13 protein-coding genes and 1 pseudogene are annotated in these 23964 nt (G+C 36.3%); 13 read left to right on the top strand and 1 reads right to left on the bottom strand.

All coding sequences use genetic code 11. The features are described from left to right. Window positions 1-62: 62 nt before the first annotated feature. Window positions 63-572, top strand: coding sequence for a DUF4920 domain-containing protein (locus tag EV145_RS17225; protein ID WP_133526431.1), 510 nt, complete (start codon window positions 63-65; stop codon window positions 570-572). A gap of 98 nt (window positions 573-670) precedes the next feature. On the opposite strand, the gene EV145_RS17220 is transcribed toward EV145_RS17225, so the two are convergent. Continuing rightward, window positions 671-1060 (bottom strand): SPOR domain-containing protein, encoded by a 390-nt coding sequence (locus tag EV145_RS17220; protein WP_133526430.1) that lies wholly within the window; start codon window positions 1058-1060, stop codon window positions 671-673. Between the two features lie 219 nt (window positions 1061-1279). Between EV145_RS17220 and EV145_RS17215 the strand changes: the two genes are divergently transcribed. The 12 genes and pseudogenes from EV145_RS17215 to EV145_RS22455 form a co-directional block, all read left to right on the top strand. Continuing rightward, on the top strand, window positions 1280-2614 hold the full coding sequence (locus EV145_RS17215; RefSeq protein ID WP_133526429.1) for a c-type cytochrome: 1335 nt from the start codon (window positions 1280-1282) through the stop codon (window positions 2612-2614). A gap of 32 nt (window positions 2615-2646) precedes the next feature. Further along, window positions 2647-5700, top strand: coding sequence for a TAT-variant-translocated molybdopterin oxidoreductase (locus tag EV145_RS17210; RefSeq protein ID WP_133526428.1), 3054 nt, complete (start codon window positions 2647-2649; stop codon window positions 5698-5700). A 33-nt stretch (window positions 5701-5733) separates the two neighbouring features. After that, the gene (gene nrfD / locus EV145_RS17205; RefSeq protein WP_008466839.1) at window positions 5734-7137 is read left to right on the top strand and encodes an NrfD/PsrC family molybdoenzyme membrane anchor subunit; all 1404 of its coding nucleotides are present in this window, start codon (window positions 5734-5736) and stop codon (window positions 7135-7137) included. Continuing rightward, the gene (locus EV145_RS17200; RefSeq protein WP_025572651.1) at window positions 7130-7654 is read left to right on the top strand and encodes a DUF3341 domain-containing protein; all 525 of its coding nucleotides are present in this window, start codon (window positions 7130-7132) and stop codon (window positions 7652-7654) included. Before nrfD ends, EV145_RS17200 begins: the two co-directional genes overlap by 8 nt. 8 nt (window positions 7655-7662) lie before the next feature. Further along, window positions 7663-8208, top strand: coding sequence for a c-type cytochrome (locus EV145_RS17195; RefSeq protein WP_133526427.1), 546 nt, complete (start codon window positions 7663-7665; stop codon window positions 8206-8208). A gap of 27 nt (window positions 8209-8235) precedes the next feature. Beyond that, on the top strand, window positions 8236-9630 hold the full coding sequence (locus tag EV145_RS17190) for a DUF4779 domain-containing protein (RefSeq protein WP_133526426.1): 1395 nt from the start codon (window positions 8236-8238) through the stop codon (window positions 9628-9630). 19 nt (window positions 9631-9649) lie between these two features. Continuing rightward, window positions 9650-10840 carry a cytochrome c oxidase subunit II gene (locus EV145_RS17185; RefSeq protein WP_133526425.1) on the top strand — a complete coding sequence of 397 codons (1191 nt, stop codon included), beginning with the start codon at window positions 9650-9652 and terminating at the stop codon, window positions 10838-10840. Between the two features lie 30 nt (window positions 10841-10870). Then, a complete protein-coding gene (locus EV145_RS17180) occupies window positions 10871-12673 on the top strand; it encodes a cbb3-type cytochrome c oxidase subunit I (protein ID WP_133526424.1) in 1803 nt (600 codons plus the stop codon). A gap of 110 nt (window positions 12674-12783) precedes the next feature. Then, window positions 12784-13806: a Holliday junction branch migration DNA helicase RuvB gene (gene ruvB, locus EV145_RS17175; RefSeq protein WP_133526423.1), complete on the top strand. Its 1023-nt coding sequence runs from the start codon at window positions 12784-12786 to the stop codon at window positions 13804-13806. A gap of 11 nt (window positions 13807-13817) precedes the next feature. Beyond that, window positions 13818-15164 carry a cytochrome P450 gene (locus tag EV145_RS17170; RefSeq protein ID WP_133526422.1) on the top strand — a complete coding sequence of 449 codons (1347 nt, stop codon included), beginning with the start codon at window positions 13818-13820 and terminating at the stop codon, window positions 15162-15164. Continuing rightward, window positions 15161-16087 carry a tRNA epoxyqueuosine(34) reductase QueG gene (gene queG / locus EV145_RS17165; protein WP_133526421.1) on the top strand — a complete coding sequence of 309 codons (927 nt, stop codon included), beginning with the start codon at window positions 15161-15163 and terminating at the stop codon, window positions 16085-16087. Before EV145_RS17170 ends, queG begins: the two co-directional genes overlap by 4 nt. Before the next feature lie 993 nt (window positions 16088-17080). Further along, a pseudogene (locus tag EV145_RS22455) lies at window positions 17081-23964 on the top strand (DUF11 domain-containing protein); the annotation flags it as partial.

The raw sequence follows: 23964 nt of genomic DNA, 5'->3' as shown, positions 1-23964 counted from the left end.
ATGGTTTTTTGGTATGTTTTATTTGTTTAAAATTTATTATTTTTGATTAAAATTATTTAATTATGAAACAATTAATATATACGGCTGTTCTTTTTATTGGTATTTCAACTTTGTCTTTTGCCCAGGAAGCTGTGGAAAAAAGCGCTCCGCCATCTGGTAATGCAGTGGTGGGGGATTATTATGGTTCTGATGTTTCTAGTGCCGCAGTTGAAAAAGCAATCTCGGTTAAGAAATTAGAGAATGAATTTACAGATCAGAAGAAAGTTGAAAATGTTGCTGTAAAAGGACAAGTGACGGATGTTTGTGAGAAAAAAGGATGCTGGGTGACTATTAAAACAGAAAATGGTTCTTCTTTTTTTGTAAAAATGAAAGATTATGCCTTTTTTGTACCTACAGCATTAAAAGGGAAAAATGTTGTTTTAGAAGGCGACGCAGAGAGAAAAATCACTTCTGTTGATGAGTTGAAGCATTACGCTAAAGACGCTAAAAAATCCCAAACCGAAATAAATGCTATTACTTCTCCAAAAGAAGAAATTCGATTTGTGGCTAGTGGAATTAAGGTGGTGAATTAGTTCTAAGTTGGCACTTTTATAAGGGTGTATTTTTGATATTAAGTAATAAAAAAAGCGAGATTAAATCTCGCTTTTTTTATTGTTTGTAGTGGCTGTATTTATTTGCCTGGTTTAAGTAAAAAGACACTTTTGTATCTGTTTTTTATATCGGCTAAATTTCGTTCTGCTTCAATTCTGGTTTTGAAATTTCCAACAATTACTTTGTAGTTTGGAGTGTTGAAAATGATCGTTCCGTCAATATTGCTGTATTCTCTTCTAAAATCCGATAACGTTTTTTTTGCCTCTTCGCTTTTTCCGCTGAAAATTTGAATTCGGTATGTGTCATTTGTACTTATTGATGTGTTAATTTTGCGTTTCTCATTGAGTAACTGCTCAAATTTTGGGTCCTGATTTACTGTTAAATTTTGATCTTGAGCATGAATGTTATATGCTAACGTGAATAGTGTCAGCGTTAAGAAAACTCTTTTTGAAGGGGTTAAAATTCTCATAATGTGATGGTTTTTATGCAAAAATAGTATTTAAAGTTTGTATGGAAAATTTTAATATTATTTAGAATTGATATAAATTGATATTTAAGACTATTTTAAGGTTTTGAGAATAGTTCATAAGTCGTATTTTTGTGCAAGTTTTAAAAGAGGGTATTTGTTTTTACAACTTTATTACAGTAAAAATCATACCAAAAAATTAGTAGATAATTATTATACTATATGAAAAAGGTGGGTAACCATAATTCGATCTCAAGAAAATTGCTCCTTAGCTTATCGCTAACGCTGATTTTCTCCCTAACTTCATTTGCTCAAGATGCTGCTGCTCCTGCGGCGCCTGAAGCTGCTGCTCCTGCAGCAACTGCGGGTGGTGATCCAGCAAAAGGGAAAGAACTATTTAATGCAAATTGCGCTGCATGTCACAAATTAGATGCTAAATCAACAGGTCCTGCGTTAAGAGGGGTTGCTGAAAAGCATGATATGGCTTGGATCTACAAGTGGGTGCACAACAGTTCTGATATGATTAAGTCAGGAGATGCTGCTGCTGTTAAGCTTTTTGAAGAAAACAACAAGGCGGTAATGACTGCATTTCCTCAATTATCTGAGGGTGATATCGATAATATTATTGCTTATACTTCTGAGAAAAAAGCAGATGTTGCTGCGCCTCCAGCTGGTGGAGCTGCTACGCCTCCAGGTACGGCTGTAGAGAGCGGTGCTATTTCTAATAATGTTATTTTAGGAGCTCTTGCTCTTGTGATGGCTATTTTGGTTGTAATGTTGTTCATGGTGAACAAAGTATTAACAAAAGTAGCAAGTAATAATGGTATTGAAGTGGCTCCAAAAGAAGGCAGGTTGCCAATTTGGAAAGCGTTTGCAAGAAATCAATTCTTAGTATTGGTTACTTCGATCTTCTTATTATTAGCAAGTGGTTACTTTGTTTATGGGTATTTAATGCAGGTTGGTGTTGATCAAAATTATGAGCCAATTCAGCCTATTCACTATTCTCATAAGATTCATGCTGGTGATAACGAAATCAATTGTAAATATTGTCACTCTGCTGCTCGTGTTAGTAAAACTGCAGGTATTCCTTCTTTAAATGTTTGTATGAACTGTCATAAAAATATTTCTGAGGTTGCTGAAACTACAGCTACTCCTGAATACAGCAAAGCGTTCTATGATGCTCAAATTCAAAAATTATACGATGCTGTTGGTTGGGATAAAACTAAACAAGCATATACTGGAAAAACACAGCCTGTAAAATGGGTTCGTATTCATAATCTTCCTGATTTTGTATATTTCAATCACTCACAACACGTTTCTGTTGCAGGAATTGAGTGTCAGACTTGTCATGGTCCGGTACAGGAATTTGAAATCATGAAGCAATATTCTAAATTAACAATGGGTTGGTGTATTGATTGCCACAGAAAAACTGATGTTAAGATGGAAGGAAACGCTTACTATGATAAAATTCATGCTGAACTTTCTAAAAAATACGGTGTAGAGAAATTAACTGCAGCGCAAATGGGAGGTTTAGAATGCGGTAAATGCCACTATTAATCGAATTATTAAGATTTTAATATTTATATACAATGTCATCAAACAAAAAATACTGGAAAAGTGTTGAAGAACTAGAGAATGGTTCTATTGTTGAGGCGCTTAGAAATAACGAATTTGTTGAAGAAATTCCTACTGATGAATTCTTAGGAAATGCTGAGGCTTTAGCTTCATCTGGAACTTCACGTCGTGACTTTTTAAAGTACGTAGGATTTAGTACAGCTGCTGTTACACTTGCTGCTTGTGAGGGTCCTGTGCACAAGTCTATCCCTTATGTTTTACAACCAGAGCAAATCATTCCTGGTGTTGCAGATTATTATGCAACTACCGTTTTTGATGGTTTTGATTTTGCAAACCTTTTGGTAAAAACTCGTGAGGGTCGTCCAATTAAAGTTGAAAACAATACTATTGAAGGTGCTAAATTTGCAGCTAATGCAAGAATTCATGCGTCGATCTTAGGATTATATGATAGTACTCGTTTGAAAGAACCTAAATTGGAAGGAAAAAATAGCAGTTGGTCTGCTGTTGATTTGAAAATTAAGGCGAGTCTTGCTGATGCTAAATCAAAAGGAGGACAGGTTGTATTGTTGACAAATACTTTAGCGAGTCCATCTACTGAGAAATTGATAGGTGAGTTTATTGCTAAAAACCCTAATGCAAAACATGTTGTTTACGATGCAGTTTCTTCTTCTGAGGCATTAGATGCATTTGAAACAGCTTATGGTGAAAGAGCATTAGTTGATTATGATTTTTCAAAAGCTTCATTAATTGTATCTGTAGGAGCTGATTTCTTAGGAGACTGGCAAGGTGGAGGATATGATACTGGATATGCAAAAGGACGTATTCCTCAAAATGGAAAAATGTCTCGTCACTTTCAGTTTGAATCAAATATGACATTATCTGGGGCTGCTGCTGATAAACGTGTTCCAATGACTGGTGCTGATCAAAAACAAGCATTAGTTCAAATTTATAACATAATTGTAGGGGCTTCTATTCCTGTTTCTTTGGATGGTGCTTTTAAGGCTGAAGTAGTAAAAGCTGCTCAGCAATTAAATGCAGCTGGTTCAAAAGGAGTTTTAGTATCTGGAATTGAAGATAAAAATGCTCAGTTGTTAGTTTTGGCAATTAATCAAAAATTAGCAAGTGAGGCTTTTAGTACTGTTGGTACTAGACAAATTAGAAAAGGTTCTAATGCAGCTGTTTCTCAATTGTTAAAAGATATGAATGCTGGAAGTGTTCATACTTTAATCATGAGTGGAATCAACCCTGTTTACACATTAGCTGATTCAGCTTCTTTTGTATCTGGATTGAAAAAAGTAAAAACTTCTGTTGCTTTTTCTTTAAAAGAAGATGAAACTGCTTCTGTTGTAACAATCGCTGCTCCAGCGCCTCATTATTTAGAGTCTTGGGGAGATGTTGCGATTACTAAAGGAACATACAGCTTAACGCAGCCAACAATTCGTCCTATCTTTAATACAAAACAATTTCAAGATGTTTTATTGTCTTTAAATGGTGTTGGTGGAACATTCTACGATTACCTTAAAGCTAATTCTGCTAGTTTAATTGCTGGTTCTTCTTGGAATAAAGTTTTACATGATGGTGTTTTAGTAACTGGTTCGGTTGCTTTATCTGGTGGAGCTTTTGATTCTGCTGGTGCGGCAAGTGCACTTTCTAAATCAAAATCTGTTGGGGGACTTGAATTGGTACTGTATACAAAAACAGGTATGGGTGATGGTCAGCATGCAAACAATCCTTGGTTGCAAGAGTTTCCAGATCCAATCACAAGAGTTTCTTGGGATAACTATATTACTGTTTCAAACGCTGATGCTAAAAAATACGATTTATCAAATGAGATCGTTGCTAATGGTGGCTTGAATGGTAGTTATGCTACAATCACAACTGCTGATGGTGCGAAAATTGAAAATGTTCCGGTTATTGTTCAGCCTGGGCAAGCTGTTGGGACAATTGGATTTGCAGTTGGATATGGTCGTAAAGCGGCTTTAAAAGAAGAAATGCAAGTAGGTTTAAATGCGTACTCTTTATATAAAAACTTTAATAATGTTCAGTCTATAACTTTAGCTAAAGCTAATGGTGTTCATGAGTTTGCTTGTGTTCAAGGGCAAAAGACATTAATGGGTAGAGGAGATATCATTAAAGAAACTACTCTTGAAATATTTAATAGTCAAGATGCTGAACATTGGAATGAAAAACCAATGGTATCTTTAGATCATCAAGAAGTTGAAGCTACAACTGTTGACTTATGGGAATCATTTGATCGTTCAACTGGTCATCATTTTAATCTTTCTATTGATTTAAATGCTTGTACTGGATGTGGGGCTTGTGTTATTGCATGTCACGCAGAGAACAATGTACCTGTTGTTGGTAAAGCTGAAGTTAGAAGAAGCCGTGATATGCACTGGTTGCGTATTGATAGATATTATTCTTCTGAAAGCACTTTTGAAGGTGATAATAAGAGAAAAGAAGGAATTGCTGGTTTATCTAGTTCATTGTCTACATTCAATGAAATGGAAAAAGCTGGAGAAAATCCACAAGTAGCATTCCAACCAGTAATGTGTCAGCACTGTAATCACGCACCTTGTGAAACAGTTTGTCCTGTTGCAGCGACTTCTCATGGACGTGAAGGTCAAAACCACATGGCATATAACAGATGTGTTGGTACTCGTTACTGTGCAAATAACTGTCCATATAAAGTTCGTCGTTTTAACTGGTTCTTGTATAACAAAAACAGTGAATTCGATTATCACATGAATGATGATTTAGGTCGTATGGTGTTAAATCCAGACGTAAACGTTCGTTCTCGTGGGGTTATGGAAAAATGTTCTATGTGTATTCAAATGACACAAGCTACTAAATTAAAAGCTAAAAACGAAGGTCGCCCAGTTGCTGATGGTGAATTCCAAACTGCTTGTTCAAGTGCTTGTTCTTCTGGAGCGATGATATTTGGTGATGTAAATGACGCTGACAGTAAAGTAGCAAAATTAGCTGCTGATGAAAGATCTTATCACTTATTGGAGCATGTAGGAACAAAACCTAATGTGGTATACCACGTTAAAGTTAGAAATACTTAGTAAAATTATTAATTAAGAAACATATAAAGGATTATGTCGTCTCACTACGAAGCACCCATTAGAAAACCTTTAGTTATTGGTGATAAATCTTATCACGATGTAACTGTAGATGTGGCAGCGCCTGTTGAAGGACCTGCAAATAAACAATGGTGGATTGTATTTTCAATCGCATTAATAGCCTTCCTTTGGGGGTTAGGTTGTATAATTTACACCGTATCTACCGGTATTGGAACATGGGGATTAAATAAAACAGTTGGCTGGGCTTGGGATATTACTAACTTCGTTTGGTGGGTTGGTATTGGTCACGCTGGAACTTTGATTTCTGCAGTACTATTACTTTTCCGTCAACGTTGGAGAATGGCTATTAACCGTTCTGCGGAAGCAATGACTATTTTCTCAGTAGTTCAAGCGGGTTTATTTCCAATTATCCACATGGGCCGTCCATGGTTAGCGTATTGGGTTTTACCTATTCCAAATCAATTTGGATCTTTATGGGTAAACTTTAACTCGCCATTATTATGGGACGTATTTGCAATTTCAACTTATCTTTCAGTTTCATTAGTTTTCTGGTGGACTGGTTTATTGCCTGACTTTGCAATGCTTCGTGATAGAGCTATAACTCCATTTAACAAAAGAGTTTATTCGATTTTAAGTTTCGGATGGAGCGGTAGAGCAAAAGACTGGCAACGTTTTGAAGAAGTATCTTTAGTATTAGCTGGTTTAGCTACTCCTCTTGTACTTTCTGTACACACGATTGTATCTATGGACTTTGCTACTTCTGTAATTCCAGGATGGCATACAACTATCTTCCCTCCATACTTCGTTGCTGGAGCGGTATTCTCAGGGTTTGCAATGGTAAACACATTGTTGATCGTTATGAGAAAAGTTTCTAACCTTGAAGCATATATTACATTACAGCATATCGAGTTAATGAACATCATTATTATGATTACTGGTTCGATTGTAGGTGTGGCTTACATCACTGAGTTATTTGTAGCTTGGTATTCAGGTGTAGAATATGAACAATATGCATTCTTAAACAGAGCTACTGGACCTTACTGGTGGGCATATTGGTCAATGATGACTTGTAACGTTTTCTCTCCACAGTTTATGTGGTTCAAAAAATTAAGAACAAGTATCATGTTTTCATTTATTATTTCGATTGTTGTAAACATCGGAATGTGGTTTGAAAGATTCGTAATCATTGTTACTTCTTTACATAGAGATTACCTTCCATCTTCTTGGACAATGTTCTCACCAACATTTGTTGATATTGGAATTTTCATCGGAACGATTGGTTTCTTCTTTGTATTGTTTTTATTATACTCTAGAACATTCCCTGTAATTGCTCAGGCGGAGGTAAAAACAATTTTGAAAGGAACAGGAGATAATTACATTAGAGAAAGAGCAAATAGTAAAGATTCACATCATGAGTAATAAAGTAATATACGCCATTTATAATGACGATGATATTTTGATGGATGCAGTAAAGAAAACCAGAGCTGCTCATCATCATATTGAAGAGGTTTTTACTCCATTCCCAGTTCACGGATTGGATAAAGCCATGGGTTTAGCACCAACAAGATTAGCAATTTGTGCTTTCCTATATGGATGTGTTGGTATTTCTGTTGCAACAACAATGATGAGTTATATTATGATTCATGACTGGCCACAGGATATTGGTGGAAAACCAAGTTTTAGTTTCATTCAAAATATGCCATCTTTTGTGCCAATTATGTTTGAGATGACTGTATTTTTTGCTGCGCACTTAATGGTAATTACTTTTTATATGAGAAGTAGATTATGGCCATTTAAGCAAGCTGAGAATCCTGATGTAAGAACAACAGACGACCATTTCTTAATGGAAGTTGCTGTAAACGATAATGAAGCTGAATTAGTTTCTTTCTTCGAAGGTACAGGGGCTGTTGAAGTTAAAGTAATTGAAAAGAATTAATTGTAGCTATGAAAAGGATATATAAAATAACACTTTTAGTTGGTATAACTATTTTAGTTTCATCTTGCCACAATAATTCGGCACCAAACTATCAGTATTTCCCAAATATGTATGAATCTGTAGGTTATGAGCCTTATGCAGAAGCAAAAATATTTAAAGGTGGAAAAGAAGGTCAGCTTCCTGTTGAAGGAACTATTAATAGAGGTTTTGAACCTTATGAGTATGAAAATTCAACTGCGGGTTATGAGTTAGCAAAAGCTAATTTAAAATCGCCTTTAACTGAAGCAGATAGAAATTCTGGAAAAGGAAAAGAACTTTTCGAAATTTATTGTATCAGTTGCCATGGTGCGGCTGGTAATGGTAAAGGTAAATTAGTTGAAAGAGAAAAATTTCTTGGAGTACCTAGCTATAAAGATAGGGTAATTACTGAAGGAAGTATCTTCCACGTTGAGACTTATGGTTTAAATGCAATGGGTTCACACGCAAATCAATTAAGTGCCCACGAACGTTGGTTAGTTGCTGACTATGTTCTAAAACTAAAAAGCCAATTATAATTGTTGAACAAACTGATCGTAATAGATATGTATACATTTTCAAGTAAATTAAAAACTTTTTCTATCATCTTAATGGTTCTTGGACTATTAGGAATTGGGTATGGTTTTTTAAGTGCACCTAAAGATATTCAAGAAGTTGAAAAAATACTAGCAGCAGATGCTCATGGGGCTCATGGTTCTGCGCATGGGGAGTCTGCAGAGGCTTCACATAAAGAAGCAGGTCATCATGAAGCTGCTGAAGCTTCACACGAAGAACACAAAGGTGGGGAGCATGCAAAAGTTTCTGGTGCTGACGAACACGAAAAACATTTAGAGCACGTTTTACACCAATTGCAAAACAAGCCTTGGTCTGCATTATATGTGGCTTGTATTTTCTTTTTACTGCTTTCTATGGGGGTTTTAGCATTTTATGCTATCCAACAAGTAGCTCAGGCAGGCTGGTCTCCAGTTTTATTTAGAGTAATGCAGGGTATTACTGCTTATTTGCCAGCTGGTTCAATAGTTTTCTTTATAATATTAGTTTTATGCGGATTGCATTTTAATCATATTTTTGTTTGGCTTGGAGAAGGAGTTACTGATCCAAAAAGTGCAAATTATGATGCAATTATTGCTGGAAAATCGGGTTATTTAAATTTCCCTTTTTGGATTGCTAGAGCATTTGTATTTTTATTAGGATGGAATCTTTACAGAATTTATTCTAGAAAAAATTGTTTAGCTCAAGATGAGGCTAACGATGATCTTTACTACAAAAAGAATTTTAAAATGTCTGCGGGATTCTTAGTATTCTTCATTGTGTCAGAATCTATTATGTCTTGGGACTGGATTATGTCATTTGATCCACACTGGTTCAGTACATTGTTCGGATGGTATGTATTTGCTTCTTTCTTTGTAAGTGGTATTACAAGTATTGCATTGGTAACAATTTATTTAAAATCTAAAGGATATTTAGAATATGTAAATACAAGCCATATTCACGATTTAGCTAAATTCATGTTTGGTATCAGTGTTTTCTGGACTTATTTATGGTTTTCTCAATTCATGTTAATCTGGTATGCTAACATTCCAGAAGAGGTAACTTATTTTGTAACAAGAATTCAATTATATAACTTACCATTCTTTGGGGCTGTAGTTATGAACTTTGTTTTCCCATTGCTAATATTAATCAATACAGATTTCAAGCGTCTTAACTGGGTAATTGTAATGGCGGGTACTGTTATTTTATTAGGTCACTATGTTGATTTCTTTAATATGATTATGCCTGGTACAGTTGGAGACAAATGGTTTATTGGTGTTCCTGAAATTGCATCTATTCTTTTCTTCTTAGGTTTATTTATTTTTGTTGTATTTACTGCATTAACCAAAGCTCCTTTGTTAGCAAAAAGAAATCCTTTCATTGAAGAAAGTAAACATTTTCATTATTAATATTTAAAGAAGTAAACAGATGACAAGTTTGTTGGTAATTATAGTTGTAGTTTTATTAGCAGTTGCATTATGGCAATTGACGAAGATATTTGATCTTACTCAGGTAGGTTCATCTTCTGACGATTCGCAGGTTGCATCAGATAATGATAATAATGTTCAAGGATATATTATGTTTGGCTTTTTAGCTTTCATTTATATATTTACTATTTATGGTTTACTGAAATGGGGTAACTTAGCGCTTCATACTCCTGCTTCTGAGCATGGAATTTTAGTAGATAGCTTGATGAATATTACTTGGGTTCTGATTTTTACAGTTCAAGTTATTACTCAAGGTTTATTATATTGGTTTTCTTTTAAAAATAGAGGACATAAAGATAGAAAAGCTTTATTTTTTGCAGATAGTAATAAACTTGAGGCAATTTGGAGTATCATCCCATCTGTAGTTTTGGCTTGTTTAATTCTTTACGGATTATATGCTTGGAACAATATTATGTTTGTTGATAAGGATGAAGATGTAGTTGAAATTGAATTATATGCGCAGCAATTTAAATGGACCGCAAGATATGCTGGTCAAGATAATGTTTTAGGAAAAGCTAACGTACGTTTAATTGAAGGTATTAATACTTTAGGTGTTGATATGTCTGATCCTAATGCTCAAGATGATATCGTAGTTACTGAATTGCATATACCAAAAGGTAAAAAAGTGCATTTCAAAATGCGTTCTCAAGATGTTCTTCACTCAGCTTACATGCCTCATTTTAGAGCGCAGATGAACTGTGTACCTGGTATGGTAACTGAGTTTGCTTTTATCCCAACTTATACAACGGCTGAATATAGAGAATTACCGTTTATGGTTGAGAAAGTTGCTAACATCAATAAGCTTAGAGCTGAAAAAAGTACAGAATTAGTTGCTAAAGGTGGTACAGCTTTAGATCCTTATACATTTGATTATTTGTTATTATGTAATAAAATTTGTGGAGCTTCTCACTATAACATGCAAATGAAAGTTGTTGTTGATACTCCTGAAGATTATAAAAAATGGTTAAGCGAAAAAACTACTTTAGCTCAAGATATCAAAGCTGCGAAAGCTGCTGAGAAACCAGCTGAAGGAGCTGCTCCAACAACAGATACAACTGCAAAAGTAATTGATACTGTTAAAGCGGTTATTGACACTGTAAAAGCAACTGTAGCTAAAGTTGCGATTAAATAATATTATTAAGAAAATTTAAAGTACACATATATGTCAGCAGAAGCGCACGGTCACGATCACGGACACGATCACGAGCACGAACATCATCATAAAGACACATTCATTACTAAATATATTTTTAGTATTGATCACAAAATGATTGCTAAGCAATACTTGATTACAGGTATTATTATGGGAATTATTGGTATTGCTATGTCTTTGCTTTTCAGAATGCAATTGGCATGGCCGGAAGAGTCTTTCAAAATCTTTAATGTTTTATTAGGAGACAAATTTGCACCTGATGGTGTGATGGCAAATGATATTTATCTTGCTTTAGTTACAATTCATGGTACCATCATGGTATTCTTTGTACTGACGGCTGGATTGAGTGGAACTTTTAGTAACTTACTTATTCCGCTTCAAATTGGAGCAAGAGATATGGCTTCTGGATTTATGAACATGATTTCATACTGGTTGTTCTTTTTGTCTGCTGTAGTAATGTTATGTTCTTTATTTGTTGAAGCTGGACCAGCTTCTGCAGGTTGGACAATTTATCCTCCATTAAGTGCATTGCCACAAGCGATCCCTGGATCTGGAACTGGTATGACTTTATGGTTGGTTTCAATGGCTATCTTTATTGCATCTTCTTTAATGGGATCTTTAAACTACATTGTAACTGTTATCAATTTACGAACTAAAGGAATGTCTATGACGAGACTTCCTCTTACAATCTGGACATTTTTTGTAACAGCTATTATTGGTGTTATTTCATTCCCAGTATTATTGTCTGCAGCTTTATTATTGATTTTCGACAGAAGTTTTGGTACTTCATTCTTCTTATCAGACATCTACATAGCTGGAGAGGTTTTACATTACCAAGGAGGTTCTCCAGTATTGTTTGAGCACCTATTCTGGTTCTTAGGTCACCCTGAGGTTTACATCGTAATCTTGCCAGCAATGGGTCTTGTTTCTGAAATTATGGCTACGAACTCTCGTAAACCAATCTTCGGATATAGAGCGATGATCATGTCAGTTCTTGCAATTGCGTTCTTATCAACTATTGTATGGGGCCACCACATGTTTATCTCCGGTATGAATCCATTCTTAGGATCTGTATTTACTTTTACTACTTTATTGATTGCAATTCCATCTGCTGTAAAAGCGTTTAACTGGATTACAACTTTATGGAAAGGTAACTTACAATTTAACCCTGCAATGTTATTTTCTATTGGAATGGTTTCGACTTTCATCACTGGAGGTTTAACTGGAATCATTTTAGGAGATAGTACTTTAGATATTAACGTTCACGATACTTACTTCGTTATTGCTCACTTTCACTTAGTAATGGGTATCTCTGCACTTTATGGAATGTTTGCTGGTATTTACCACTGGTTTCCTAAAATGTACGGAAGAATGTTGAATAAAAACCTTGGTTATATTCACTTTTGGGTAACTGCTGTTTGTGCTTATGGAGTATTCTTCCCAATGCACTTTATTGGATTGGCTGGTTTACCAAGACGTTATTATACAAACACAAACTTCCCATTATTTGATGATTTACAAAATGTGAATGTTTTAATTACAACATTCGCTCTTGTAGGAGGTGCGTTCCAATTAGTATTCTTGTACAATTTCTTTAGCAGTATTTTCTACGGTAAGAAAGCAGTGCAGAATCCATGGAGATCTACAACATTAGAGTGGACTACTCCTGTTGAGCATATTCACGGGAACTGGCCAGGTGAAATTCCTCATGTATATCGTTGGCCGTATGACTATAGTAACCCAAATCATGATGTAGATTTTGTTCCTCAAAATGTACCGATGAAAGAAGGTGAAGAAGTTTTACACCACTAAAAATATTTTAAGAAAGACTATCAGAAATGATAGTCTTTTTTGTTTAGTTAAAATTTTAAACGTTCAGGTTTACTGTTTTACAAACTGATTAGTTTCTATATCTTTGTAGGATGAATGAAAATCTTGATCCTACTACAAAAGGATATAACCCAGAAGAATTAGATCTTGAAAAAAGATTGCGTCCGCTGTCATTTGATGACTTTGCCGGACAAGATCAAGTTTTAGAAAATTTAAAAGTTTTTGTTGCTGCAGCTAATCAGCGTGGAGAAGCTCTTGATCATGCTCTTTTTCATGGACCTCCTGGACTTGGTAAAACGACATTGGCAAATATATTGGCCAACGAACTTCAAGTTGGAATTAAAATAACTTCTGGTCCTGTATTAGACAAGCCTGGTGATTTGGCTGGGTTGTTAACTAATTTGGATGAGAGAGATGTTTTGTTCATTGATGAAATCCATCGATTAAGCCCTGTTGTTGAAGAATATTTGTACTCGGCAATGGAGGATTTCAAAATTGATATTATGATTGAATCTGGACCAAATGCAAGAACGGTTCAAATCAATTTAAATCCATTTACTTTAATTGGTGCGACTACCCGTTCAGGATTATTGACTGCTCCAATGAGAGCTCGTTTTGGGATTTCATCTCGTTTACAATATTACACCACTGAACTTTTAACGACAATTGTTGAGAGAAGTGCTTCTATTATAAAAATGCCTATTGATCTGGAAGCAGCAATTGAAATTGCGGGACGCAGCCGTGGAACTCCTCGTATTGCTAACGCACTATTACGTAGAGTACGTGATTTTGCCCAGATAAAAGGAAATGGAAGAATCGATATAGAAATTTCAAAGTATGCTTTAAAAGCATTAAATGTTGACGCAAATGGACTTGATGAAATGGATAATAAAATCTTATTGACTATTATCAATAAATTTAAAGGTGGCCCAGTTGGACTTTCAACTTTAGCAACTGCGGTTTCTGAAAGCAGCGAAACTATTGAAGAAGTCTATGAACCCTTTTTAATTCAAGAAGGATTTATTATGCGTACTCCTCGTGGACGCGAGGTTACTGATAAAGCGTATAAACATCTTGGTAAAATAAACACTAATATTCAGGGAGGTTTATTTTAAATCTTTTTTTTATGTCTTCAGACAAAAAATATAATTATCCTAATAAACTGCCAATATCTAGATTTTTTCTTGATGCTGAAGGTGTCCGTAGAAATCCAATACCTTTTCATAAAAGATATTTTGATAAATTGGGTGATTCATTTTCTTTAAAAATAGGATTTTCTAAACACTTGATTCTGTCAAGAGATAATGAAATTGCACAGTATATTTTAGTTAAGAATCAAAAGAACTATCATAAGTCAAAGTTTCAGTCTGTCTATCTTTCTAAATATTTAGGAAAAGGGCTTTTAACAAGTGATGGTGATTTTTGGTTAAAACAGCGAAGACTTATTCAGCCAGCATTTCATAAACAAAAAATGAATATGCTTGTAGAAAATATGAATAAGACTATTATATATGAAATCGACAGTTTAAAAGAAAATGAAAGTTTTAATGCTTTTCCAGCAATGAGTCAATTAGCTTTTAATGTTGTGGCAAAATCATTATTTGAATTTTCAATTTCTGAAGAAAAACTTCATAGAATTAAATTTATAATTGAAGAAGTTCAAAAGTTTTTGGTTAAAGAAATTAGGCTTCCTCATAAAGCTTTATGGTTTTCATTAAGTGGCCAGGTTAAAAAGCATTTAAAATTAGCTGAAGAAAATAACAAAATCATTCAGGAAATTATTGAGGAGAGAAGTGCTTCAAATGGAGATTTCAGCGACTTGCTTAATATGTTGATGGAAACTCGTTATGAGGATACTGGAGAATCTATGCCAATGCAACAATTGATTGATGAAATTAAAATTTTGTTTATTGCAGGTCATGAAACGACGGCAAATGCGTTGACTTTTACCCTTCATTTTTTAGGAACTCATCCTGAAGTGCAGCAAAAGGTTTTTGATGAGATTACTGAAATTGAATTACAGACAGATAATGTTATTGAACAGCTCCAAAAAATGACGTACATAAATGCGGTTTTGAATGAATCGATGCGTTTATATCCTCCTGCTTGGATTACAGATCGACAAAATCTCGAGGATGATGTTGTTGCTGATTTTAAAATCAAAAAAGGAACTTTGCTTGGAGTTTCTTTTTACGAATTGCATCGAAATCCAAAATATTGGCCAGATCCTCATAAATTTATTCCAGAACGATTTCTTGGAGAACAAAAGAAACAGTCGTTGCAATATTTTTATCCCTTCGGGGCAGGACCACGAATGTGTATTGGGTCTGGTTTTGCTATTTATGAAATGTGTTTGGCAATCTCTCAAATTGTCAAACGTTATGTTATTGTATCAAATACAGCCAAGGTAGAATTTAATCCATTGGTCACTTTGAAACCTGTTAATGTTGAAATTTCATTGTCTAAAAGATGAGTATTAATTCGAAAGAAACATATTCAAAGTTTATAAAAGAAGAAGCTAAAAGGCTCGGTTTCCTTTCTTGTGGCATATCTAAAGCTGGATTTCTGGAAGACGAAGCGCCTCGTCTTGAAAAGTGGTTAAATAACAACCACAACGGTCAAATGACTTATATGGAAAGTCATTTTGACAAACGTTTAGATCCAACTTTATTAGTTGATGATGCTAAAAGTGTAGTTTCCCTTCTTCTTAATTATTTCCCTTCGGAATCTCAAAATGGTGATAGTTTTAAAATATCAAAATATGCCTATGGTCAGGATTATCATTTTGTTATTAAAGAAAAACTAAAAGAACTGATGCATTCGATTCAAGAGAATATTGGTGAGGTTTCAGGCCGAGCTTTTGTTGATTCTGCACCCGTTTTGGACAAAGCTTGGGCTGCAAAAAGCGGTTTGGGATGGATAGGGAAAAACAGCAATTTAATAACTCAAAAAGTAGGGTCTTTTTATTTTATTGCAGAACTTATTTTGGATCTCGATTTAGAATATGATTACAAAGTAACGGATCATTGTGGTTCTTGTACTGCTTGTATTGATGCATGCCCCACACAGGCAATTGTTGCTCCGTATGTTGTTGATGGAAGCAAATGCATATCTTATTATACAATCGAATTAAAAGAAAATCTGCCGTATGAGATGAAAGGAAAATTTGATGAATGGATGTTTGGATGTGATACTTGCCAAGATGTTTGTCCATGGAATCGTTTTTCAAAACCTCATTCAGAACCTTTATTTAATCCTAATCCTGATTTACTTTCTTTCTCAAAAAAAGATTGGACTGAAATTACAGAAGAAACTTTCCGAATAGTTTTTAAAAATTCTCCAATTAAAAGAACCAAGTTTGAGGGATTAAAACGAAATATCAATTTTTTAGAATAAAAATTGAAGCTAATTTGCTTCCTTATTTTATTTTTAAATTTTGATTCTAATAGGACACATTTTTGTAAGAGGTTATAGTTTAGTTTAATACGTGTGTCTTTTTGCCTCTGTAAGAAATAAAATACACTCATGGTATTTTGTCGATAATAATTATCGACCAATGACGCATTCACTCATAATTTGTTTCATTGTATATTTTCTAAATTTAATTTCCTTTTACTACTAGCAATAATTTTATTGTAGATTTTATCTTATATAAATGTATGCAAGGTTGATTCAGTTTACTACCAACGAGATAGAATTTCAAATTATGCTTAAAACTTTATTGATTTATAAAGTTATTTGTTTATGGTGTTAAAACATTGATAATCATTCAGTTTATTTTTGTTTTAGACTTGCTAGTAAAATAAGTCAAAAAATAAATACTGTTTTCCTTTGCTAGATAAAATAGTCTGAAGAAAAATATTCTTCGTAAAAATAGATTTATAAAATAAAAAATCAATTTGATTCGGAAAGTAAAAAAAAGGGCAAACAAGTGTTAAAAAAAATCATGTTGTTTAATGTTGTTTGTTTTGTAGGAAATTTTAATGCTTTTCTTTTAAAAACTTTGATAATTGTATGTTATCTGCAATGATTTAAGAAAATTACTCTGTTTTTTTGTGAAAAAATCAATTTTAACGATTCTTGAAATTAAATTTAGTCGAAAAAAGATGTTGTTCAACGTTTTTATAGGTAGTTTGTCGACTAATGTAGCTAGTTATTAGGTGTTTATATACTTTCGCGACACCAAAACTACCAAATAACCTATGAGACGATTTTTATGTCTTGAGCCTTTAAAGGTTCAAATGTATTTTGATTTTGATAAAAATCTCAAGAAAGATTTTATTTTTTATTCAAAATCCAATCCCTATAATTTTTCGTATCTGTCCTATATACTGAAAACCATGTCAGGTTTTTCAGTTTACACTATTTGCTCTCAAATCTCACTTGCGTATGCGTAACTCTACTTCTAATCAGTCTAGATTTTCTAGGCTAACCTTTTTTATTGCATTTTTATTACTGATTAGTTATAGTGCTTCGGCTCAGTTTTATACAAAACACTATATAGCACCAGCACCTTGGCAGTATTTCAGTAAATCAAATGAAATTGTAATTGCAACAAATTCGGAAACGCCAGTAAGTATTACATTGGCTAAGAGTAATGGCACAGTAGAAACAACTTTATCAGCGGTAAAGGGTAGTCCAGCAATTTACAGATTTACACTTTTGGCAAAAGATCTTCCAATGTATGCACTTAATACAGTAATTAATGGGGCAGGATTGATTGTTACGAGTACAGGACCTACATCTGTAAATATGCGAAATGTTGCTTCTGATGATAATTCGGGTCAAAATGATGATAGATATCTGAAGGGTAATGCTGCATTGACAAGTTTTGGTGATGCAGGGCTTGGAGTACGATTTAGAGTGGGTTATTACAGGGATGGTTCTTTAGGGAACTTTAATAATTATGGTGACCAGCGACCGATTTATACCATTATGGCTACGGTTGATAATACCACAGTGAAAATAAATAATCTTGTTACTACGACTTTAAACGCAGGGCAAAGTTATTTATTTAAAGCAGATATAGGAACGTTAGTGGAGTCTTCAAGTCTAGCCGTTATGAATACATCAGCAGCAATTGATACACCTGACGGTTGTGGTGATAGTGCTTATAATCAAATTCCTCCAGAATCAGTTTTAGGGACTGAGTATTTTATTGAAAGAGGAAAGGGAAATGATACTGCAGAGAAAACCACAGTAGTTGCAACAAAAGATAATACCAATTTAGTAATAAATACTTATTCAACCACCGGTACTTTGACAGGAACTGCAAATGTACTATTAGCAACTGCAGGAAGTTTTCATACTTTTAATAATGGTATTTTGGCAACACCGTTTTCTGCATCTCGTGTTTCTGCAGATAAAAAAATTGTGGTATATTCAGGAACAGCACAATCTTGTGAAGTTGATATATCTACAATTGCACCTGTATCTGAGTGTGGAGGTTCTAATTTTATTGAGACAGCAAAATTTAGAAATTATGGTACTGGTTCATTGCCTTATTTTGGGTATATTCTTTTAAGAAGTGCTACTGATGCTGTAATGGTCAACGGAACAAATATTGAAACGGTGAGTGGTATTGCAGCTCGTCATCAATTGGGAACAACAGGCTGGTATTTGATAAATTTTGAAGATACGCAAATTGGAAGTCCAAATGTTCTTTCTATTGCAAGCGATACTAAAATGACGGTATCAATTGTACAGCAAGGAGGGGGATTCTCAATGGCAGGATTTTTCTCGAATTTTGCCGCTCAGCCAGAAGACCCAACTTTAACTTATATTTCTGGTGGAGGGTGTACTAACAATACGGCAGAACTTACAACTCCAGCAAATTTTGCTCCATACCAATGGTATTTTAATGGGACGGCTATTAGTGGCGCAAATTCATCAACTTATACAGCTACTAAAACAGGTAATTATTCGGTATCATCAACTTTAGCTTGTGGAGCTCAAACGCAATCAAAGGCGGTTACTGTTACTTTATGTACCGATTTAGGAATCACAAAAACAGTTGATAATGCATCGCCATGTATTGGATCTAATGTAGAATTTACTGTTAAAGTCAGCAATTTAGGAGGAAATAATGTTTCAGGAGTTTCTGTAAATGATTTGCTTCCATCAGGATATACTTATGTAAGCTCAACTCCTTCAATTGGTATTTATGATTCTGCAACAGGTACTTGGAGTATTGGTGATGTAGATGCTCAAACATCAGTTACATTAAAAATTGTAGCAACTGTAAAATCATCTGGAAATTATACAAATACAGCATCATTGCCGACTTCAATAGATACAAATACCGCAAATAACTCGGCTAGTGCGGCGGTAAATCCAAAACCTGTTGTTACTCTTGTAACTAATACTATAGCTGTTTGTTCACCTGCAACTGGTGATTTAACAGCGGCCGCAGTTACTGCCGGAAGTTCAAATAATTTGACTTTTTCATATTTTACAAATGCCGCGGCAACTGCAGTGTATGCAAATCCAACTTCGGCAATTGGTGGAACTTATTATATAAAAGCTGTTTCAGATGAAGGATGTTCAGTTGTAAAATCAGTTGTTGTAACTCAGAATCCAAAACCTAATGTTCCAGTAATTAGTGTGAATTCAGGCCAGGCATCTTGTGGCAGTACCGCTGGAAATGTCACTTTAAGGTCAGATGGTAATTCGAGTTCATATGGAGGAAGCAGTTATTTATGGTCAACAGGAGCAACGACCCGAAGTATTACAATTAATACTGATGGAGTTTACTCACTTAGAATAGTTAGCAGTTCAGGATGTATTAGTGAAAGTTCCAATTCGATAACAGTTACTCTTAAACCAGCTACTCCAACAGCATCTAATCAGTCGTTTTGTGCCTCTGAAAATAAAACTGTAGGCGATTTGGTAGCGACAGGTACTAACTTAAAATGGTATAATGCTTCTACAAATGGAACACAATATGCAACGAATACTGTCCTAACTGCAGGTACATATTATGTAAGTCAAACCGGGGCAAATGGCTGTGAAAGTGATAGAAGATCAGTTCAGGTAACAATAAGCTCTTCTTCAGCACCAGTGGCTGCAGCTCAGTCATTTTGTGCTGCTGAGAATAAAATAATAAATAATTTAATTGCTACAGGAAGTAATTTAAAATGGTATAATGCATTAACGGGAGGAACGCAATATGTAGGAACCGAGACTTTAGTTACTGGAAATTATTATGTAAGCCAGACAGCAGGTAGTTGTGTGGAAAGTGCAAGAACTTTAGTAGCAGTAACAATAAATAATGTTCCATCTGCACCAACTGCGTCATCTCAGACGTTTTGTATCAATGATGCCAAAACAGTTAATGACTTAGCGGTTACATTAACTGCAGGTTCGACAAAAAAATGGTATAATGCCGCAACAACTGGAACAGTCTATACCGGAACTGAATTATTGACAACAAGAACTTATTATGTTAGCCAGTCAAATGCTTGTGGTGAGAGTACAAGAACTGCAGTTGCAGTAATAGTAAATACAACTGCCACGCCCACATCTTCAGCTCAGTCATTTTGTGCGATTGATAATAAAATAGTTAATGATCTGGCGGTTACTTTAATCTCAGGTGCAACTAAAAAATGGTATAATGCCAATTCAGGTGGAACAGCTTATGGTGGAACTGAGGTATTAGCTTCCGGAACTTATTATGTTAGCCAAATTTTAAATGGTTGTGAAAGTGCAAGAACAGCAGTAGCAGTTACGGTAAACAATACAGCAGCTCCAACTGCTAATTCTCAAACATTTTGTGCGATTGATAATAAAACAGTCAATGATCTGGCGGTTACTTTAATTTCAGGTGCAACAAAAAAATGGTACAGTGCAAGTTCAGGTGGGACAATTTATAACGGAACGGAAATTTTATCATCAGGAAATTATTATGTAAGCCAAACGCTTAATAATTGTGAAAGCGGACGAATCTTGGTAGCAGTTACAGTAAATCCTACACCTGCTACGCCAAGTATTTCTACAGGGGGTCCAACAACATTCTGCACAGGTGGAAATGTTGTTTTGACTTCAAGTAGCGGAATAGGATATTTATGGTCCAATGGAGCAACAACCCAATCTATTACAGTTGCGAATTCAGGAAATTATAGTGTTCAGGTTTCAAATGCTTCTGGTTGTTTTAGTGCATCTTCAACAGTAGTGAATGTAACAGTTAATGCTATTCCTTCTGCTCCAATAGCTTCATCTCAGACATTTTGCGCAATTGATGCAAAAAAAGTAAATGATTTAGTGGCAACTGGAGATAATTTAAAATGGTACACTGCCTCATCTGGAGGAACATTATATGTAGGAACAGAAACTCTTATCAATGGAACTTATTATGTAAGTCAAACTACAAATGACTGTGAGAGTAGCAGAACGGCAGTAACCGTTACTATAATTCCGAAGCCTTCAAAAATCATCACTACGGCGACCATCTGCTCAGGGGAGACCTATACATGGAGTGCAAACGCGACAGACTATACAGCAGGGGGAACTTATCCGATAACAAACAACGGCTGTACGGCAGACCAGGAACTGCAGTTGACAGTAACCCCTAAGCCGGCAAAAGTGATCACCACAGCGACAGTCTGCTCTGGGGAGACTTATACATGGAGTGCAAACTCAGTTGATTATACAACTGGGGGAACTTATCCGATAACAAACAATGGCTGTACGGCAGACCAGGAACTGCAGTTGACAGTTACTCCGAAGCCTTCAAAAATCATCACTACAGCGACTATCTGCTCAGGGGAAACTTATACATGGAGTGCAAACTCAGTTGATTATACAGCAACAGGAACCTATCCAATACTGAACAACGGATGCACGGCGGACCAGGAGCTTCAGCTGACGGTGACTCCGAAGCCTTCAAAAATCATCACTACAGCGACCATCTGTTCAGGGGAGACCTATACATGGAGTGCTAACTCAGTTGATTATACAGCAACAGGAACTTATCCAATACTGAACAACGGATGCACGGCAGACCAGGAGCTTCAGCTGACAGTAACCCCGAAGCCGGCAAAAGTAATCACCACAGCGACAGTCTGCTCTGGGGAGACTTATACATGGAGTGCAAACTCAGTTGATTATACAACTGGGGGAACTTATCCGATAACAAACAATGGCTGTACGGCAGACCAGGAACTGCAGTTGACAGTTACTCCGAAGCCTTCAAAAATCATCACTACAGCGACTATCTGCTCAGGGGAAACTTATACATGGAGTGCAAACTCAGTTGATTATACAGCAACAGGAACCTATCCAATACTGAACAACGGATGCACGGCGGACCAGGAGCTTCAGCTGACGGTGACTCCGAAGCCTTCAAAAATCATCACTACAGCGACCATCTGTTCAGGGGAGACCTATACATGGAGTGCTAACTCAGTTGATTATACAGCAACAGGAACTTATCCAATACTGAACAACGGATGCACGGCAGACCAGGAGCTTCAGCTGACAGTAACCCCGAAGCCGGCAAAAGTAATCACCACAGCGACTATCTGCTCTGGGGAGACTTATACATGGAGTGCAAATTCGACAGACTATACAGCAGGGGGAACTTATCCGATAACAAACAATGGGTGTACGGCAGACCAGGAACTGCAGTTGACAGTAACCCCTAAGCCGGCAAAAGTTATCACCACAGCGACCATCTGCTCAGGGGAGACCTATACATGGAGTGCTAACTCAGTTGATTATACAGCAACAGGAACTTATCCTATCACAAACAACGGATGCACGGCAGACCAGGAACTGCAGTTGACAGTAACCCCTAAGCCGGCAAAAGTGATCACCACAGCGACAGTCTGCTCTGGGGAGACTTATACATGGAGTGCAAACTCAGTTGATTATACAACTGGGGGAACTTATCCGATCGCAAACAACGGATGTACGGCGGATCAGGAGCTTCAGCTGACAGTTACTCCGAAGCCTTCAAAAATCATCACCACAGCGACCATCTGTTCAGGGGAGACCTATACATGGAGTGCTAACTCAGTTGATTATACAGCAACCGGAACCTATCCTATCGCAAACAACGGCTGTACGGCAGACCAGGAACTGCAGTTGACAGTAACCCCGAAGACGGCAAAAGTAATCACCACAGCGACCATCTGCTCAGGGGAGACTTATACATGGAGTGCAAACTCGACAGACTATACAGCAACAGGAACTTATCCGATCGCAAACAACGGATGTACGGCGGATCAGGAGCTTCAGCTGACGGTTACTCCGAAGCCGGCAAAAGTAATCACTACGGCGACGATCTGCTCAGGGGAGACCTATACATGGAGTGCTAACTCAGTTGATTATACAGCAACAGGAACTTATCCTATCACAAACAACGGATGCACGGCAGACCAAGAACTGCAGTTGACAGTAACCCCTAAGCCTGCAAAAGTAATCACCACAGCAACAATCTGCTCAGGGGAGACCTATACATGGAGTGCAAACGCGACAGACTATACAGCAACAGGAACCTATCCAATACTGAACAACGGATGCACGGCGGACCAGGAGCTTCAGCTGACGGTTACTCCGAAGCCTTCAAAAATCATCACCACGGCGACGATCTGCTCAGGGGAGACCTATACATGGAGTGCTAACTCAGTTGATTATACAGCAACCGGAACTTATCCGATCGCAAACAACGGATGCACGGCGGACCAGGAGCTTCAGCTGACGGTTACTCCGAAGCCTTCAAAAATCATCACCACGGTGACGATCTGCTCAGGGGAGACCTATACATGGAGTGCTAACTCAGTTGATTATACAGCAACCGGAACTTATCCTATCGCAAACAATGGCTGTACGGCAGACCAGGAACTGCAGTTGACAGTAACCCCGAAGCCTTCAAAAGTTATCACCACAGCGACCATCTGTTCAGGGGAGACCTATACATGGAGTACTAACTCAGTTGATTATACAGCAACAGGAACTTATCCTATCGCAAACAACGGATGCACGGCGGACCAGGAGCTTCAATTGACGGTTACTCCGAAGCCGGCAAAAGTAATCACCACAGCAATTATCTGCTCTGGGGAGACCTATACATGGAGTGCAAACTCAGTTGATTATACAGTTAGCGGAACTTATCCGATAGCAAACAACGGATGCACGGCGGACCAGGAGCTTCAGCTGACGGTTACTCCGAAGCCTGCAAAAATCATCACCACGACGACTATCTGCTCAGGGGAGACCTATACGTGGAGTGCAAACTCAGTTGATTATACAGCAACAGGAACCTATCCTATCGC

This window comes from Flavobacterium sp. 245 (assembly GCF_004362055.1).
Taxonomy (GTDB): Bacteria; Bacteroidota; Bacteroidia; order Flavobacteriales; family Flavobacteriaceae; genus Flavobacterium.
Note: the sequence above shows the minus strand (reverse complement) of the source record. Positions and strands in the feature narration are given on the sequence as shown.

What these genes read in the sequence shown, in the direction of transcription:
- EV145_RS17210 (WP_133526428.1), top strand. Translation starts at nt 2,647, where the DNA reads ATGTCATCAAACAAAAAATACTGGAAAAGTGTTGAAGAACTAGAGAAT.
- EV145_RS17220 (WP_133526430.1), bottom strand. Translation starts at nt 1,060, where the DNA reads ATGAGAATTTTAACCCCTTCAAAAAGAGTTTTCTTAACGCTGACACTA.
- EV145_RS17180 (WP_133526424.1), top strand. Translation starts at nt 10,871, where the DNA reads ATGTCAGCAGAAGCGCACGGTCACGATCACGGACACGATCACGAGCAC.
- EV145_RS17185 (WP_133526425.1), top strand. Translation starts at nt 9,650, where the DNA reads ATGACAAGTTTGTTGGTAATTATAGTTGTAGTTTTATTAGCAGTTGCA.
- EV145_RS17215 (WP_133526429.1), top strand. Translation starts at nt 1,280, where the DNA reads ATGAAAAAGGTGGGTAACCATAATTCGATCTCAAGAAAATTGCTCCTT.
- EV145_RS17225 (WP_133526431.1), top strand. Translation starts at nt 63, where the DNA reads ATGAAACAATTAATATATACGGCTGTTCTTTTTATTGGTATTTCAACT.
- queG (WP_133526421.1), top strand. Translation starts at nt 15,161, where the DNA reads ATGAGTATTAATTCGAAAGAAACATATTCAAAGTTTATAAAAGAAGAA.
- EV145_RS17200 (WP_025572651.1), top strand. Translation starts at nt 7,130, where the DNA reads ATGAGTAATAAAGTAATATACGCCATTTATAATGACGATGATATTTTG.
- nrfD (WP_008466839.1), top strand. Translation starts at nt 5,734, where the DNA reads ATGTCGTCTCACTACGAAGCACCCATTAGAAAACCTTTAGTTATTGGT.
- ruvB (WP_133526423.1), top strand. Translation starts at nt 12,784, where the DNA reads ATGAATGAAAATCTTGATCCTACTACAAAAGGATATAACCCAGAAGAA.
- EV145_RS17170 (WP_133526422.1), top strand. Translation starts at nt 13,818, where the DNA reads ATGTCTTCAGACAAAAAATATAATTATCCTAATAAACTGCCAATATCT.
- EV145_RS17190 (WP_133526426.1), top strand. Translation starts at nt 8,236, where the DNA reads ATGTATACATTTTCAAGTAAATTAAAAACTTTTTCTATCATCTTAATG.
- EV145_RS17195 (WP_133526427.1), top strand. Translation starts at nt 7,663, where the DNA reads ATGAAAAGGATATATAAAATAACACTTTTAGTTGGTATAACTATTTTA.